Below are 15,893 nucleotides of genomic sequence, written 5' to 3'. Positions count from 1 at the left end.
TCCCCATGTTAGCCAAAAGAATAATCCCTTGCCTGGACGTCAAGGACGGCAGGGTGGTCAAAGGCGTTAATTTCGTCAACTTGCGCGACGCGGGCGATCCGGTTGAGCTCGCTGCCATTTATGATAAAGAAGGCGCGGATGAGCTTGTTTTCCTGGACATCTCTGCATCGGTGGAAGGGCGTGCAACGATGGTTGAAGTCGTTCGTCAGACAGCGGGCGAGATCACGATTCCTTTTACCGTCGGCGGCGGCATCTCCAGCGTTGATGACATGAAGCGGCTCCTGCGGGCTGGAGCGGATAAGATCGGTATTAACACGGCGGCGGTTCGCAACCCGCAGCTTGTCTCCGACGGAGCGCGCAAGTTCGGCTCCCAGTGTGTCGTTGTCGCGATCGATGCGAAGTTTAACAGCGAGTGGGGCGAGTGGGAAGTGTTCACCCACGGCGGGCGCAATGCCACAGGCATCAAGACGCTGGAGTGGGCGAAGCGAATGGAAGAGCTTGGCGCAGGCGAGATTCTGCTGACCAGCATGGATGCCGACGGTACGAAGGACGGCTTCGACCTGAAGCTGACGCGCGCTGTATCCGAGCTGCTGACGATCCCGGTGATCGCCTCTGGCGGAGCGGGACGAGCGGATCATTTTTATGATGTGTTCACGGAAGGTAAGGCCGATGCCGGCCTTGCGGCGACTATTTTTCACTATAAAGAATTAACGATTCAAGGGGTCAAAGACGACCTTAAAGGCAAAGGGGTTGAAATCCGATGACAATCGCGTTAGATACGATCAAATATGATGCCCAAGGATTAGTTCCAGCTGTTGTACAGGATGCGATCAGCAAAGAAGTGCTCATGCTGGCTTACATGAACAGCGAGTCGCTGCAGCGTACGATTCAAACCGGGGATACCTGGTTCTGGAGCCGTTCGCGTCAGGAACTGTGGAACAAAGGCGCTACGTCCGGCCACACACAGAAGGTCAAGGCACTTCGCTACGACTGCGACGCGGATACACTGCTAGTGCTCGTGGAACAAGTGGGACCAGCCTGCCATAACGGCACATATACTTGCTTCACCGAGAACATTCCGTTGGAAACGGAATCGGCTGCTTCCACTGTCGCTTCTGCGGGCGACCGTTTCGCGATCTTGTCCGAGCTGGAAGCCGTTATCGCATCGCGCGATGCCGAGCGTCCTGAAGGTGCTTATACGACTTACTTGTTCGAAAAAGGCGTCGACAAAATCTTGAAAAAAGTGGGCGAAGAAACTGCCGAGGTCATCATCGCAGCCAAAAATAAAGATAACGACGAGCTTCGTTACGAAGCGAGCGATCTCATTTTCCACTTGATGGTTCTCTTGCGCAACAACAAACTGCCGCTAGATGACGTTATGAAGGAATTGGCGAGCAGACACGTGAAAAAATAATATGAACGACCTGGAGTGATACCAAGATGTTGATTGATTATCATACACATCATGTACGCTGCGGTCACGCTTCCGGGGAACTGGAGGCCTACGTCAAACGCGGCATCGAGATCGGGCTCACGCAATTAGGGCTGTCGGATCATATGCCGCTTTTGCATGTGGATCCGCAGACGTATTGGCCGGAGATGGCCATGCCGATGGATGAACTGCCTCGCTATGTCGAGGAGTGCCTGCAATTGAAAGAAAAATACAAGGATCAGATCGATATCCGTGTTGGTCTCGAAGGCGATTATATCGAAGGCTATGAAGCGGAGATCGAAGCGATCATCAAAGCTTATCCATGGGATTATGTCATCGGTTCCGTTCATTTTCTGGGTGAGTGGGATATCTCGGACTTCAGGCAATTAGCAGGCTGGGAAGGCAAGGATATTTACGAGGTGTATACGCAATACTACGATGCAGTGAAAAAAGCTGTTCGTACTGGATTTTATGACTATATCGGGCATATCGATGTGATCAAACGCTTTGGCTACAAGCCGGACCGCGACCCGTGGGAGCTGGAAAAGGCTGCGTTAGATACCGTGAAAGAGCATGGTCTCGCCATTGAACTTAATGCTTCCGGTCTTCGCATGCCGTGTGAAGAAATGTTTCCAAGCCGCCGCATGCTGGAGTATTGCCATAAGGTGGGAATCCCCTTGACAATTGGATCGGATGCACACCAGCCAGAACGGTTGTTCCAATATTTGGACCAGGCCCGGAACCTCTTGAAAATGATCGGATTTAACGAAATAGCCACATTTTCTGCAAGAAAACGACATCTTGTTACTTTTTAAATTCGACACCTTTCATGTATAATGAGGAAGTCAGGAATAATCTATTTAATGAATCTTCGGAGGTAACCGTTAACCATGTATAGCGACAATGTTAAAATTTTTTCCGGATCTTCGAATCCGAAGCTTGCGGAACGTATTTGTAAAGAACTCGGCCAGCCACTTGGACAAATCAAATTATCCCGTTTCAAAAGCGGAGAAATCTACTGTCTCTACGAAGAAACGATTCGTAACTGCGACGTATTTCTAGTACAAACGTTCTCCCATCCGATCAATGAGCACATGATGGAGCTTCTGGTTATGATGGATGCGGCGAAAAGAGCATCCGCAAGAACGGTCAACCTTGTCATCCCTTACTATGGTTACTCCCGTCAAGAACGTAAAGCTGCTCCGCGTGAGCCAATTTCTGCTAAATTAGTAGCCGACTTGTTCAGCGCTGCAGGCGCGAATCGCGTTGTTACGATCGACCTGCATGCTCCTGCGATTCAAGGCTTCTTCAATATCCCTGTGGATCATCTGACGGCGCTTGACGTCATCAGTGACTGCATCAAAAAGAAAAACCTGCCCGATCCGATTATCGTATCTCCGGATGCAGGTCGTGCAACGACAGCTGAGAAAATGGCAAACATTCTCGATGCGCCTTTCGCTATGATGATTAAAAAGCGTCCCGCTCACAATGAATCCGTTATTACGCACGTAATCGGAGACGTTGCTGGCCGTACGCCGATTATCATCGAAGACTTAATCGATACCGGGACAACGATCGTGAACGTTGTAGAGGGTCTCAAAGAAAGAGGCGCGCATGACGTTTACATTTGTGCGACGCATCCTGTATTCTCCGGCCCAGCCCTGCAGCGTCTGGATCACCCGAACATTAAGGAAGTCATCATCACGGACTCCATCGCGATTCCGGATGACCACTCCGATAAATTCCGTGTGCTCTCCGTAGCGCCGTTATTGTCCGATGCAATCCGCATTATTAACGATGGTGGGTCCCTATCCTCCCTCTTCAAATACGGCGGCGTGTAAGAGGAAGTTTTAAAAAACAGCTTTGATAACGAAGTGATTCAGGAAGTAATTCGGCATCGAATCTTGAACGAAATCCGGGAACTGCGGTACTCTCGTAGGCTCACCTACGCTCCGTTCCTCGTTCCTCGGATTTCGTCCAACCTTCTCGGTTTTGAAAGCCGACTTTTAAAACCTTTATTTACTTTACAAACCGAGTTCAACACCGCATCCGATGAAAGTTTTTGGCTTCCGGGCGATCTATGGTATAATTTGATCGTAACAATTAAGCCGGAGGTGTCTTGCTATGGAAAAGATTAAGCGCGTGTCCGATACACCCAAGCCTAAAGTCATCTCGATTAACATGGATGCCGCCTTCTTTTTCGAGAGAGCGGTTCAATCTTTGGATCGGTTTCACTATGATAAGGCATTGAAATATTTCCGGCGAGCCGCAGAATATGAGCAGGATAATCCTGTGAATCACTGCAATCTCGCGGGGGTTCTCTCCGAGATGGGCAATTATGAAGAGTCGAACCAAATCTTGCAGCATATCCTTGATGTCATCGATCCTACGATGACGGAATGTTATTTTTATATGGCTAATAATTACGCCAACATGGAAAGCTACGAACTGGCGGAACAAGCGTTAGTTCGCTATCTGGAAAACGATCCGACCGGACAGTTTATGGACGAATCGGAAGAAATGATGGAAATGCTCAGTTACGAGCTCGAACGTCCTGCCCCTCTCACTAGCATTAAGAGTCGAGAAGGGCTCTTCGAGCATGATAAAGCCCGTGCGTTGCTGGAAGAAGGCAAGTTCGCCGAGGCGGTCAGACAGCTGGAGAAGATTGCGAAGAAGCATCCGGATTTCACGGCGGCTCGCAACAATCTCGCGTTAGCCTATTACTACATGGGCCAGTTCGAGAAAGCAATGGAGACGATTCACGGGGTTCTTGAGATTGACGCCGGTAATCTGCACGCACTTTGTAATTTGGCGATATTTCACCAGCATTTCGGCAATAAGCAAGAACTGGCGGAACTGGTCGACTTGCTGCGCAAGACGTTTCCGTATCAGCATGACCATGTGTTCAAACTGGCGACGACGATGGGTATCCTAGGCGAGCACGAAAAGGCGTATCACTTATTTAAACGTCTGCTCAAAGCAGGAGAAGGTTCTGCAGATCCATGTCTGTTTCATTACACAGCTGTTGCAGCTTGCCATATTGGCCGATTCGCTGAGGCGTACCGTCAGTGGAAGCAAGTAGAGAAACTTGATCCCGGTACGGAAATCTCCAAGTTTTATCTGGAGCAGTTGCAAACCCGCGAGACGAGCCAAGCTACGCCCACATGGAGCTATCATTACCATTTGCCTTTTGAGGAGCAATTCCGTGTTCTGGAGAAATCCACGCAGGGTATTCCGGAACAATTGAAGAAAGATCCGCTTGTGCGTTCTTCTTTCTTCTGGGCGCTGCGGCATGGGGATATGGACACCAAGCTGCAGGTTATTCAGGCTTTCGGATTGATTGCAGACAATGAAGTTAGAGATGCTTTGCAAGACTTTATTCTAGAACGTGAAGAAGACGATTATTTGAAAAAAGTCGCGATATTCGTGCTTCGCAGCATGGGAATCCGCGATCCGTTGCCTGCATTTCTGGAAAACCGGGAAATCATGGTGGAAGCATCGCCATATTCTCCTCAATTGCCTGTTTGGGATGCCAAATGGCAAGGTGTGATGGAAACGGCGCTTTCTCATATGCACAAGCGTTACGATATGATTCAGCAGTACGACTTGGAAATTCTTTGGGTCGAGTTTTTGACCAAGATATATCCTGGCGTGCCTAAGATTCAGAAGTCGGAAGGCTGGGCAGCAGCACTGGAATATTTAATTGCCAAAATGCATCGTCGAGCCATTTCCTATCAGGAAGTGTCCAATCGTTATGGAGTCACCGTATCTACGATTAGCCGCAACGTAAAGCTCATCGATGATACTTGCGGTCTGCGTGAGAAAATGGAGGCCATCTTTCCGAAATTCACAAGCATTTGATGGCTGGGCGCTTCTGTGAAGAACGCCTGCTTTCATATATAAATTAACCGACAGCCAGACTAACACCAAAGAAAACGTATCGTAAGCTTCTGCTTGCGAAGAAGGTTATTATACAGAAAACACTTAGGAGGGAAACCATATGTACAAATCCGTCGTTGTAGGAACAGGGCCATCCGGTCTGACAGCTGCCATTTATCTGGCTCGCGCTAATTTGAGTCCGCTCGTAATTGAAGGTCCGGAGCCAGGCGGTCAGTTGACCACGACTACTGAAGTTGAGAATTTTCCAGGGTTCCCCGAAGGAATTATGGGACCTGAACTGATGGAAAATATGCGCAAGCAAGCAGAACGCTTCGGCGCTGAATTCAAAACCGGCTGGGTCAACTCAGTAGAGCTTACCAACCGTCCGTTCAAGCTTCAAGTCGAAGGTCTTGGCGAGATCGAAACTGAAACTTTGATCATCTCCACCGGAGCATCAGCGAAGCTGCTTGGCATTACGAATGAGCGTGAAAACATCGGTCGCGGCGTAAGCACTTGCGCTACGTGCGACGGCTTCTTTTTCCGCGGCAAAAAGATTATCGTCGTGGGCGGCGGGGACTCCGCGATGGAAGAAGCGAACTTCTTGACTCGCTTTGCATCTGAAGTTCGTCTGGTTCATCGTCGAGATGAACTGCGCGCTTCCAAAATCATGCAGGATCGCGCCCGTGGCAACGAGAAAGTGAAATGGGCGCTTAACAATACGCCACTTGAAGTTGTTGCCGGCGATAAAGGTGTAACCGGCCTGAAGGTGAAAAACAACGTGACCGGTGAAGAAGAGATCATTGAAACCGACGGTATTTTCGTAGCGATCGGCCACACGCCGAATACGAAATTCCTGGGCGGCCAAATCGAAACTGACGAGCATGGTTACATTATCGTGAAACCAGGCACGACAGAAACGAACATCCCTGGGGTTTTCGCTTGCGGAGACGTACAGGATACGAAGTATCGTCAAGCGATCACAGCAGCAGGAAGCGGATGCGCGGCTGCCCTGGAATGTGAGAAGTTCCTAGAGGGACATATCGTACACGATTGGAGCCAGACGCTGTAAATCGTCGGGAGCCGTTGTAACAGTGAACGTGGAGGGCTATGCTTTCCACGTTTTCTCTTTCTGCTAAGGCTTAGTTCAATCTTGACCTGTATACAACCTTGACTTATAGTTGGAACAGGAGCAATTATAACCCCCACAAAGTGACGCATAGCCTTCGAAGCATATTCCGTCCACATCGAGCTTTAGCTCGATTGGCTTCAAAACTCACCGCTTAAAGCGGTCACGCTTCTCTGGAATTGCTTCGATGAGAGTTTGGACATTACTTTGCGGGGACCCCGGAAAATATCCGAAAATTATAAGATTATTCGTAGAGGTGACCTTGCAATGTCAAATCAGATTTATATCGGTGTAGATTTAGGCGGTACCAATATTAAAGTCGGTATCTGTGACGAGCAGGGTAAGCTGCTGCACACGTATGAAGGACCTACAGGTGCGGATCAGGGCTCTGACGCCGTGCTGGAGCGCATTGCTCAGTATGTGCGACAAATTGTCGAGGATTCTCCTTTTGAATGGGAGCAAGTGGCTGGTATTGGTGCAGGGCTTGCGGGATTCATGGATATTCCCGAAGGCTTCGTTAAATTCTCTCCTAACTTGCAATGGCGCAATGTCCCTGCGAAGAAAACACTTGAAACCTTGCTCGGCAAAACGGTGAAAATCGATAACGATGCCAACGTGGCCGCATTAGGCGAAGCGTGGGCGGGTGCCGGAGCGGGTATTCCGAATGTCGTCTGCTATACGCTGGGAACAGGCGTAGGCGGCGGGATTATTATCAACGGTAAAATTTATCAAGGCTCTGCCGGTATGGCTGGCGAGCTTGGACATATGTCGATTGTGCCGGATATCGAAGCGATTAATTGCGGATGCGGTCAAGTGGGTTGTCTTGAAACCGTTTCTTCTGCGACGGGTATCGTTCGTATGGCTAATGATGCGGTAGAACGCGGTGAACACACATCGCTTGCCTTGCATGAGAAGATCGAAGCGAAGCATGTATTCGACGCAGCCAAGTCCGGAGATGAAGTAGCGCTGCGCATTGTGAACCGTGCTGCTTACTATCTCGGTCGTTCGATGGCTGCTATGGCTGTTATTATGAATCCAAAGCGTTTCATTATCGGTGGTGGCGTGTCCAAAGCGGGCGAGATCCTGTTCAATCCGATTCGTGAAACCTTCAAGAAATACACACCGGAAGCGGCTGCTGAAGGCGTTGAAATTGTCGCAGCAACACTAGGTAACGATGCAGGCGTCGTTGGCGCAGCAGGCTTGAATTTGCGATAGACGCCCACAATTTGAAGTTTGTGCGGAAGCGGGACTAATCCGTCTTTGCCCGTGAAACGCACGCCAAAGGAAGGTGCAAATCGATGGAAGAAATTCACCCTTTAGCGAAGCTTGTCATCATTACAGGAATGTCGGGTGCCGGGAAGACGATTGCCGTGCAAAGTCTTGAAGATCTCGGTTTTTTCTGCGTCGATAACTTGCCGCCGGTGCTCATCCCCAAATTTGCAGAATTAATCGAGCAATCGATGGGTAAAATCGGCAAAGTGGCCTTGGTGATTGACTTGCGCGGGCGTGAGTTTTTTACGGCGCTTCAAGAGTCGCTACGGCTTATCCAAGAAAATTTCACGTTGACCTATGAAATTCTGTTTTTGGATGCGACAGACGCAGCACTCGTTCAGCGATACAAGGAAAGCCGGCGCCGCCACCCGTTGGCTCCGAATGGGGTCCCGCTTGAAGGGATCGGCCTGGAGCGCAAGCTGCTCGAAGAGCTCAAAGGTCTGGCTACTCAAGTGATTGATACCAGCACACTGAAGCCGGCGCAACTGAAAGAAAGAATTATATCCAGGTTTACCAATTTGGAATCAAATCGCATATCTATAAATGTAATCTCTTTCGGATTTAAATATGGGATCCCCATCGATGCCGATTTGATCTTTGATGTACGTTTTTTACCGAATCCGCATTACGTGGACCAACTTCGCCCACAGACCGGCCAAGACCCAGATGTGTACGACTATGTGATGAAATGGACGGAGACGCAAGAATTTCTCACGAAATTGCTCGATATGCTCAACTTCCTTATGCCGCAGTATAAGAAGGAAGGCAAGAGCCAGGTCGTCGTCGGCATCGGGTGCACGGGAGGCAAGCATAGATCCGTTGCCATTACCGAATACCTTGGCAAGGTGCTCGGCAACAGTGAGACTGAGGCCGTGCGAGTAAGCCATCGAGATGCGGAGCGGGATCGCGTATAGCCAGTCTCACGATAAAGAGGGTGAAAGAATAATGAAACGTGATAACTTACAGCGCACGCCCAAAATTGTCGTGATCGGTGGCGGTACGGGTCTCTCCGTCATGCTTAGAGGCTTGAAGGAAAAACCGGTGGACATCACAGCAATCGTTACGGTTGCAGATGATGGAGGAAGCTCCGGCATACTCCGTAATGAAATGCAGATGCCTCCGCCCGGAGACATTCGCAACGTACTGACTGCACTAGCAGATGTGGAGCCTCTCCTGTCGCTGATGCTCCAATATCGATTTCAGTCGGGCACCGGATTAGCCGGGCACAGTCTGGGAAATCTAATTTTGGCAGCGCTAACCGATATCACCGGCGATTTCGTAACTGCCGTTCAAGAAATGAATCGTGTATTCGCTGTCAAAGGCAGGGTGCTGCCGGCATCGAGTCAAGCGATTGTGCTTAAAGCGATTATGGAGAACGGTGCCCTGATTACAGGTGAATCGCAAATTCCTAAGGCAGAGGGACGCATCCAACGCGTATCTATTGAGCCCACGGACGTCATGCCGCTGCCGGAAGCCATTCAGGCTATACAGGAAGCGGACGCCATCTTATGCGGTCCTGGCAGTTTGTACACCAGCTTGCTGCCGAATCTGCTCGTTCCCCAAGTTGCGCAAGAGATTATGAAATCGGACGCTGTGAAGATGTTCATTTGTAACGTGATGACACAACCCGGAGAAACCGATGACTATACCGTTAGTGATCACTTAGCAGCGATCCACGACCACTTAGGGCATCATTTATTCGATTATGTCATTGTGAACAACGGTGAAATTCCTCCCCAAGTCCAAGCGAAATACGCAGAGAAGGGCTCGAAAGCAGTTCATCTGGATTTAGATGAAGTGACAAAGAGGGGGTACCGGGTCATTGCAGACCGGCTCGTGTTGTTCCGAACCTATCTGCGCCACGATGCTGAGAAGCTAAGTGACCATATTTATCAGCTCGTTGAAAGCTGGATGTTAAGGAAGAGGTGAGACCTTTGTCCTTCGCGGCACAAACCAAAAAAGAATTAACCCTTGTTGAAACGGAAGCGTGTTGCGAGAAAGCGGAGCTATCTGCGCTAATCCGGATGAATGGTTCCGTCTCGCTGTCGAGCGGGCGCGTCATTCTCGATATATCGACCGAGAATGCCGCGATTGCAAGGAGAATCTATACACTTATCAAGAAGACGTATAAATTGCATACCGAGCTGCTTGTGCGTAAGAAAATGCGACTCAAGAAAAACAATGTGTACATTGTTCGAGTTCCGGGACAAGTGCAAGAGCTGCTTAGCGATCTGAAAATCGTTTCCGAGGGTTTTATCTTTACCCCAGGGATTGAAAAGGAGATTGTTCGCGGCAACTGCTGCAAGCGCGCTTACTTGCGCGGCGCATTCATGGCCGGAGGCTCGGTAAACAACCCGGAAGGGTCATCTTACCATCTGGAGATCGCCTCCATCTATGAGGAGCACTGCCGGGCTTTAACGCAGCTTGCGAATAAGTTCGACTTGAACGCTCGCTTCATCGAGCGCAAGAAGGGCTTCGTGCTTTACATCAAGGAAGGCGAGAAGATTATCGAGTTCCTGAGCATTATTGGCGCTCATCAGGCACTGCTGCGTTTTGAGGATGTTCGCATTATGAAGGACATGCGCAATTCGGTTAACCGAATTGTGAATTGTGAAACTGCGAATCTAAACAAAACGATCGGTGCTGCCGTTAGGCAGATCGACAATATCCGGCTTTTGCAGCGTGAGGTGGGTCTTGAGAGCTTGCCGGACAAGCTGAGAGAAGTTGCTGAGATCAGGCTTCAGCATCCGGACATGAACCTCAAGGAAGTTGGGGATATGCTTAAAGGCAACGTGAGTAAATCCGGCGTTAATCATCGTCTTCGAAAAATTGATGAATTAGCCGAAAAATTGCGAAATTCTTGAGTCTTGAAGACCCAGCACAGCACTTCCTCAAGTTTTTCTCATTTTTTCTAGTGTACTTGCGGGAAAAATGCTATAATGTTAAAACATAAGGTATTTGCACTGTTATCAGTAGTAGTTCATATAAGCTTGAGTAGGGGGAATTAGTTCCATGTCCAGACGGCCAGTCGTTGTGAAGTTGAGAACAGGACTTCATGCCAGACCTGCGGCATTGTTTGTTCAAGAGGCAAATAAGTTTTCATCTGAAATCTTCGTTGAAAAAGATGAAAAGAAAGTGAATGCGAAAAGCATCATGGGAATTATGAGCCTTGCGATCAGTACAGGGACCGAAGTCTTCATAAGCGCAGAAGGATCGGACGCCGAGCAGGCTGTAAACGCTTTAGTCACATTGGTTAGCAAGGAAGAATTGGAGAACCAATAATTCATCAGAAGCTTCCTTTCGAGGAAGTTTTTTTGAAGCTCCAAGTGGAGAATAAAAGAAGAGGTTCGACCCAGCAAAGGGGCTCTGCGTATCATTTACACGCAGGGCTCTTACTTCTTCAACGCAGTAAATCTTAATATGATTCTCCATTAGGAGCGGAACCAGGATGCCGAGGTTTTTTAAAAATGAAAGATTGCAAATCATCGTGATTGCATTTGCAACGGCTATTGCAGAAGGACTCAAGATTAATCCTTTTAGCGGTGATTTTTTTCGTATCGGACTAGGTGTGAGCACCTTTTTATTTTTTTTGCTATTCATGCGCCATCTCTCCTATATCAAGGTCGGGATTCTTACAGGCATCATGAATGTAATTTTTCAAGGTGGAGAGTGGATGATTCACACGCATTCAATTTCCGTCATGGCGAGCTTGCAAAATAATCTTGCAGCAGGATTCTATTATGTTGTTTTTGCCTTGGGTATGAGCTGGATTCGCAAGGAAATTAATGAACTTCAGCCCCTTCTTCTGGGCGGGATCGTTTCGGTCATTGATTTCGCGGCTAATGGAACAGAACTCCTCATGCGTGTGGTGCTGCTTGGCGCTGGCAATGTCCAATATGAAGTCTGGATTGTTTTAATCGTGACTGCGGTTGTCCGTAGTTATTTTGTGATTGGACTGTTTAGCAGTATTGTGATTAACCAGATGCGTATTCTTCATGCCGAGCGGGAGAAACGGATGGAACAAATGCTAAATATCGGCGCCGGGCTTTACGGAGAAGCTTTTTACTTGAAAAAGTCGATGGATACGATTGAAAATATTACGGCGAACAGCTTTGATCTTTATCGCAAGTTAAAAGAGCAAAATTTGATCCTTAACAGTCAACAGGCATTGGGTGTTGCCCAACAAATCCACGAAGTGAAAAAGGATTCCCAACGTATTTTGGCTGGGTTATTAAAATTGACGGAAAGTAAGGTTATGGTGGACATGCAGCTTTCGGAAATTCTCCACTTTGTCATCAAAGGAAATGAGGAGTATGGCGAAATGCTGAAGAAGACCATTAGGATAGAAAAAGAAATGGGGGAAGATTACAGTATTAAGAACTATATTCCGATACTAACCCTTCTTAATAATTTGGTGGCGAATGCCGTAGAAGCTATAGGGTCGCACGGAAACATAAGCTTGAAGACCTTTGTACAAGAAAAAGATGTATTCTTTATCATTACGGATGATGGAAAAGGGATACTCGAAGAAGATAAGGATCTTGTTTTTGAGCCGGGCTTTACGACCAAGTTTAGCGAAGTGGGGATAGCGGCAACGGGAATCGGCCTGTCTCATGTTCGGGATATTGTACATTCACTTGGCGGTAACATCAGCATGGAGTCACAAGGAAGAGGGTGCGGCGCCCAAGTTACCGTCGTTCTTCCGACAGCCAAATTAAAGAAGGAGGGGTAGTCGATGTCGTTTACTTTTATTATTGTTGATGACGATGCCGTCAGCAGACGGATGCTGCAGCATATTATTGAGGAGTGCGGACTAGGCGATGTCATAGACACGGCGGGAGGGGGCGTGGAGGGGACTCGAATGATCCTTGAGGCGCAGCCGGATATCGTATTGATTGATTTGCTGATGCCGGATCAGGACGGTATTGAGACGATATCGCAATTGAAGAATCAGGGCTTTAACGGGAAGTTTATCATGATCTCTCAAGTGGAAAATAAAGAAATGGTGGGACTGGCCTATCAAAACGGGATCGAATTCTTTATTCATAAGCCGATTAACCGGGTGGAAGTAGAATCCGTATTATATAAAGTAAGTGAACGGTGGAAATACGAGCGCTATATTGTTGAGATCAAGCAATCGCTGGCGAAGATGGAGGGCATCGACTTACCGTCAGCTGGGAAAGAGCGGATGAGCGTCCGTGACAATGTGAAACTTATCCTCATGGATTTGGGTATTATCGGTGAAAGCGGTAGCAAGGACATCATTTCCATCATGGAACATTTAATCGAGCACCGGAAATCGGAGCATGACTTCCCGCCACTCAAGGAGCTGTACGAATCAGTAGCTCGAACGTATAAGCATAATCAGATTGATATTGAGAAAGAGTGTAAGACGATTGAGCAACGGATTCGACGTACCGTTATAGCCGCGTTAACACATCTGGCTTCCATTGGTTTGACCGACTATAGTAACCCCAAATTTGAATACTATTCCCCGCTTTATTTTGACTTCCAAGATGTCCGTCTGAAAATGAGAGAAATGGACGAAGATATTCAATCCGATAAAGGAAAGGTGAATATTAAAAAGTTTTTGCATGTGTTTTATTTGGAGTTGTTGGAGAAAATGAAACGTTAATCAATTACTGAACCCTTGCTTAGGATGAATATAAGCGTATGGGTTCTTTTTTATGTGTGATGTAACATTACACGTTGAATGCGCTTCCCATTTTATGCAAACGGATACATCTTTCTGGGGAACTTCATGAAGTCGGTTTCAATTAAAATGTACTGATTATATGTAAAATTAATTATCATTATGCGGGACATTTTTTTGTAGGATCATGTAGGGTTGCGAAGGGTGTGGGTTACTATAAAAACGTAGCAAATGATAGTTTAAAAAGGAAAAGGGGTAGTTCGAATGAAAAAAATTAGTACAGTTTTATTTGCAACAGTATTGGCATTCTCGCTTAGCGCTTGCGGTAATGGCGCATCGAGTTCAAGCAAGGCTGCAGATACGGCTCAACCGACTAAAGCAGGTTCAGTTAAAAAATACACAATCGGGACTGACGCGACTTATCCTCCTTTTGAATTTGAAAAAGACGGAAAATACGTGGGAATTGATATTGATTTGATTAATGCGATCGGCAAAGAAGAAGGTTTTGAAGTTGAGTTGAAACCGATGAATTTTAAAGGGATTATCCCGGCGATTACAGCCAAACAATTGGACGGTGCGATTGCGGGCATTAGTATTACAGATGAGCGTAAGCAAGTTGTTAATCTATCGGATTCGTATTACTTAGCGGGTCTTTCGCTGGTAGTTCGGGAAGACAACACAACAATTAAAGGTCCAGAAGATTTGAAGGGTAAAGTAATTGCGATTAAAAAAGGAACGTCAGGCGCTAAGCTTGCTGATGAACTGGGCAAAAGATATGGCGCGGAAGTTAAATATTTTGACGATAGCCCTTCGATGTACCAAGAAGTTGCCAATAAGAATGCAGATGTAACGATTGAGGACTTCCCGGTAATTTCCTACAAGATTGCCATTGATCCTAACTCGAAACTGAAAATTGTAGGAAGCCGCCTGAATGGTGATTTGTACGGTATCGCGGTGAGCAAAGAAAATGCGGAGCTTTTGAACAAAATCAATAGCGGGCTTAAGAAGTTGAAAGATAACGGAAAATTAGACCAAATCGTCAATAGCTATATGACAGCACCTGCAAAATAAAGTGGATGTGGCCGCATGATGTTGCTTTTTCCTGGTGAGGGCAGCATCATGCGGAAAGTTAAAAAAAGGGGGATGGGGATCTCGTGACTTCCTCATTGCAAGTTATTTTGGATGCGATACCGACGCTGGCTCAGGGCTCTTTAATAACTTTGAAGATCGTTGTAATTTCTTTAATTATTGCATTTATCATAGGTTTAATCGCGGGCTTAATGAGCACATCCTTGAATAAAATTGTTCGGGGAATTGCAACGGCTTATGTGGATCTCATTCGGGGGACACCTCTTCTGGTGCAAGTCTTTTTCATCTATTTCGGACTTCCGGTATTTTTGGATATTCGAATTTCGGCTGAGACCGCAGGTATTCTGGCCATCAGTTTAAATGCGGGGGCCTATATTGCAGAGATTTTCCGTGCAGGTATTTTGTCCATTAGCAAAGGGCAGACGGAAGCGTCGCGATCTTTGGGTTTAAATAGATTTCAAACGATGAGATTAGTTGTGTTGCCGCAAGCTATTCGCCGTATGTTGCCGGCTTTTGTCAATCAATTTATTGTAAGCATTAAAGATACTTCCTTGCTTTCCGTCATTGGGATTAAGGAATTGACGCAGAGCGGTGAAATTATTATTTCATCCAACTTCCGCGCCTTCGAGATCTGGGGTGTCGTAGGGATCTTCTACTTCATTATTATTTATGCTTTATCCCGGTTGTCTCGCATGCTTGAAAGGAGGTACGCTTTAAAATGATCGTTGTAGAAAACCTGAAGAAGAAATTTGGTTCGAACGAAGTTTTGAAAGATATCTCTACAACGATTCAAGAGAAAGAAGTCGTTTGCGTGATTGGGCCGTCAGGTTCAGGTAAAAGCACATTTCTTCGGTGTCTGAATCTTCTTGAAGAAGTAACAAGCGGGAAAGTGATGATCGGCGATGTGGAAGTCACTTCATCCGAAACGAATATCGACAAATTACGTGAAAATGTAGGGATGGTATTTCAGCTCTTTAATTTATTTCCCCATTTAACCGTTTTAGAAAATATAATGCTAGCGCCAAAACATATTAAGAAGTTGAACAAGCAGCAAAATGAAGAAAAAGCGATGGAACTGCTGAAAAAAGTAGGTTTGGCGGCAAAAAGGGATGAGTATCCCGAGCGTTTATCGGGCGGCCAACAGCAGCGCGTTGCGATTGCCCGGGCATTGGCCATGAATCCGCGTGTCATGCTATTTGATGAGCCGACTTCCGCACTGGATCCCGAAATGGTGGGTGAAGTGCTGGCGGTTATGAAGAGTTTAGCCCATGAAGGCATCACGATGATCGTCGTCACTCATGAGATGGGTTTCGCACGAGAAGTGGCGGACCGTGTTATTTTCATGGATGGCGGATACATTGTTGAAGAAGGAACTCCAGCCGAAATTTTTGATTCACCCAAACATGAACGCACACAATCTTTCCTTAGTAAGATCTTATAAT

At 47.1% G+C, this 15,893-nt stretch carries 16 protein-coding genes; all 16 read left to right on the top strand.

The genetic code is table 11. From position 1 onward, the window contains the following. The first annotated feature begins 5 nt into the window (after nt 1-5). The 16 genes from hisF (at nt 6) to ACFQZT_RS20795 (ending at nt 15,892) form a co-directional block, all read left to right on the top strand. Nucleotides 6-764 (top strand): imidazole glycerol phosphate synthase subunit HisF, encoded by a 759-nt coding sequence (gene hisF / locus ACFQZT_RS20870; RefSeq protein ID WP_379302778.1) that lies wholly within the window; start codon nt 6-8, stop codon nt 762-764. Continuing rightward, nucleotides 761-1,414, top strand: coding sequence for a bifunctional phosphoribosyl-AMP cyclohydrolase/phosphoribosyl-ATP diphosphatase HisIE (hisIE, locus tag ACFQZT_RS20865; protein WP_379302777.1), 654 nt, complete (start codon nt 761-763; stop codon nt 1,412-1,414). Before hisF ends, hisIE begins: the two co-directional genes overlap by 4 nt. Before the next feature lie 26 nt (nt 1,415-1,440). Then, nucleotides 1,441-2,247: a histidinol-phosphatase HisJ gene (hisJ, locus tag ACFQZT_RS20860; RefSeq protein ID WP_379302776.1), complete on the top strand. Its 807-nt coding sequence runs from the start codon at nt 1,441-1,443 to the stop codon at nt 2,245-2,247. Nucleotides 2,248-2,322: 75 nt separating this feature from the next. Then, entirely contained in the window at nt 2,323-3,273 is a 951-nt protein-coding gene (locus ACFQZT_RS20855; protein ID WP_379302775.1) for a ribose-phosphate diphosphokinase, read from the top strand. A 283-nt stretch (nt 3,274-3,556) separates the two neighbouring features. Beyond that, nucleotides 3,557-5,293 (top strand): tetratricopeptide repeat protein, encoded by a 1,737-nt coding sequence (locus tag ACFQZT_RS20850; protein ID WP_379302774.1) that lies wholly within the window; start codon nt 3,557-3,559, stop codon nt 5,291-5,293. Nucleotides 5,294-5,432: 139 nt separating this feature from the next. Further along, the gene (trxB, locus tag ACFQZT_RS20845; RefSeq protein WP_379302773.1) at nt 5,433-6,380 is read left to right on the top strand and encodes a thioredoxin-disulfide reductase; all 948 of its coding nucleotides are present in this window, start codon (nt 5,433-5,435) and stop codon (nt 6,378-6,380) included. Nucleotides 6,381-6,704: 324 nt separating this feature from the next. After that, entirely contained in the window at nt 6,705-7,652 is a 948-nt protein-coding gene (locus ACFQZT_RS20840) for an ROK family glucokinase (RefSeq protein WP_379302772.1), read from the top strand. A gap of 83 nt (nt 7,653-7,735) precedes the next feature. Continuing rightward, nucleotides 7,736-8,623 carry an RNase adapter RapZ gene (gene rapZ, locus ACFQZT_RS20835; protein ID WP_379302771.1) on the top strand — a complete coding sequence of 296 codons (888 nt, stop codon included), beginning with the start codon at nt 7,736-7,738 and terminating at the stop codon, nt 8,621-8,623. A 31-nt stretch (nt 8,624-8,654) separates the two neighbouring features. Beyond that, nucleotides 8,655-9,638: a gluconeogenesis factor YvcK family protein gene (locus tag ACFQZT_RS20830; protein ID WP_379302770.1), complete on the top strand. Its 984-nt coding sequence runs from the start codon at nt 8,655-8,657 to the stop codon at nt 9,636-9,638. A 5-nt stretch (nt 9,639-9,643) separates the two neighbouring features. After that, the gene (gene whiA / locus ACFQZT_RS20825) at nt 9,644-10,573 is read left to right on the top strand and encodes a DNA-binding protein WhiA (protein ID WP_379302769.1); all 930 of its coding nucleotides are present in this window, start codon (nt 9,644-9,646) and stop codon (nt 10,571-10,573) included. Nucleotides 10,574-10,721: 148 nt separating this feature from the next. Continuing rightward, complete coding sequence (locus ACFQZT_RS20820) at nt 10,722-10,991, top strand: HPr family phosphocarrier protein (RefSeq protein WP_028555561.1); 270 nt, start codon at nt 10,722-10,724, stop codon at nt 10,989-10,991. Nucleotides 10,992-11,157: 166 nt separating this feature from the next. Beyond that, the gene (locus ACFQZT_RS20815; RefSeq protein ID WP_379302768.1) at nt 11,158-12,441 is read left to right on the top strand and encodes an ATP-binding protein; all 1,284 of its coding nucleotides are present in this window, start codon (nt 11,158-11,160) and stop codon (nt 12,439-12,441) included. A 3-nt stretch (nt 12,442-12,444) separates the two neighbouring features. After that, complete coding sequence (locus ACFQZT_RS20810; RefSeq protein ID WP_379302767.1) at nt 12,445-13,344, top strand: response regulator; 900 nt, start codon at nt 12,445-12,447, stop codon at nt 13,342-13,344. 282 nt (nt 13,345-13,626) lie between these two features. After that, nucleotides 13,627-14,433: a transporter substrate-binding domain-containing protein gene (locus ACFQZT_RS20805; RefSeq protein ID WP_379302766.1), complete on the top strand. Its 807-nt coding sequence runs from the start codon at nt 13,627-13,629 to the stop codon at nt 14,431-14,433. Nucleotides 14,434-14,516: 83 nt separating this feature from the next. Beyond that, nucleotides 14,517-15,173, top strand: coding sequence for an amino acid ABC transporter permease (locus ACFQZT_RS20800; protein ID WP_379302765.1), 657 nt, complete (start codon nt 14,517-14,519; stop codon nt 15,171-15,173). After that, on the top strand, nt 15,170-15,892 hold the full coding sequence (locus ACFQZT_RS20795) for an amino acid ABC transporter ATP-binding protein (protein ID WP_379302764.1): 723 nt from the start codon (nt 15,170-15,172) through the stop codon (nt 15,890-15,892). The genes ACFQZT_RS20800 and ACFQZT_RS20795 overlap by 4 nt, the downstream gene beginning before the upstream one ends. Nucleotide 15,893 lies beyond the last annotated feature (1 nt).

Origin of the sequence: Paenibacillus sp. GCM10027628 (assembly GCF_042676385.1) — a bacterium.
Lineage (GTDB): Bacteria > Bacillota > Bacilli > Paenibacillales > NBRC-103111 > Paenibacillus_E.
This window is presented reverse-complemented; position numbering and strand designations above follow the sequence as displayed.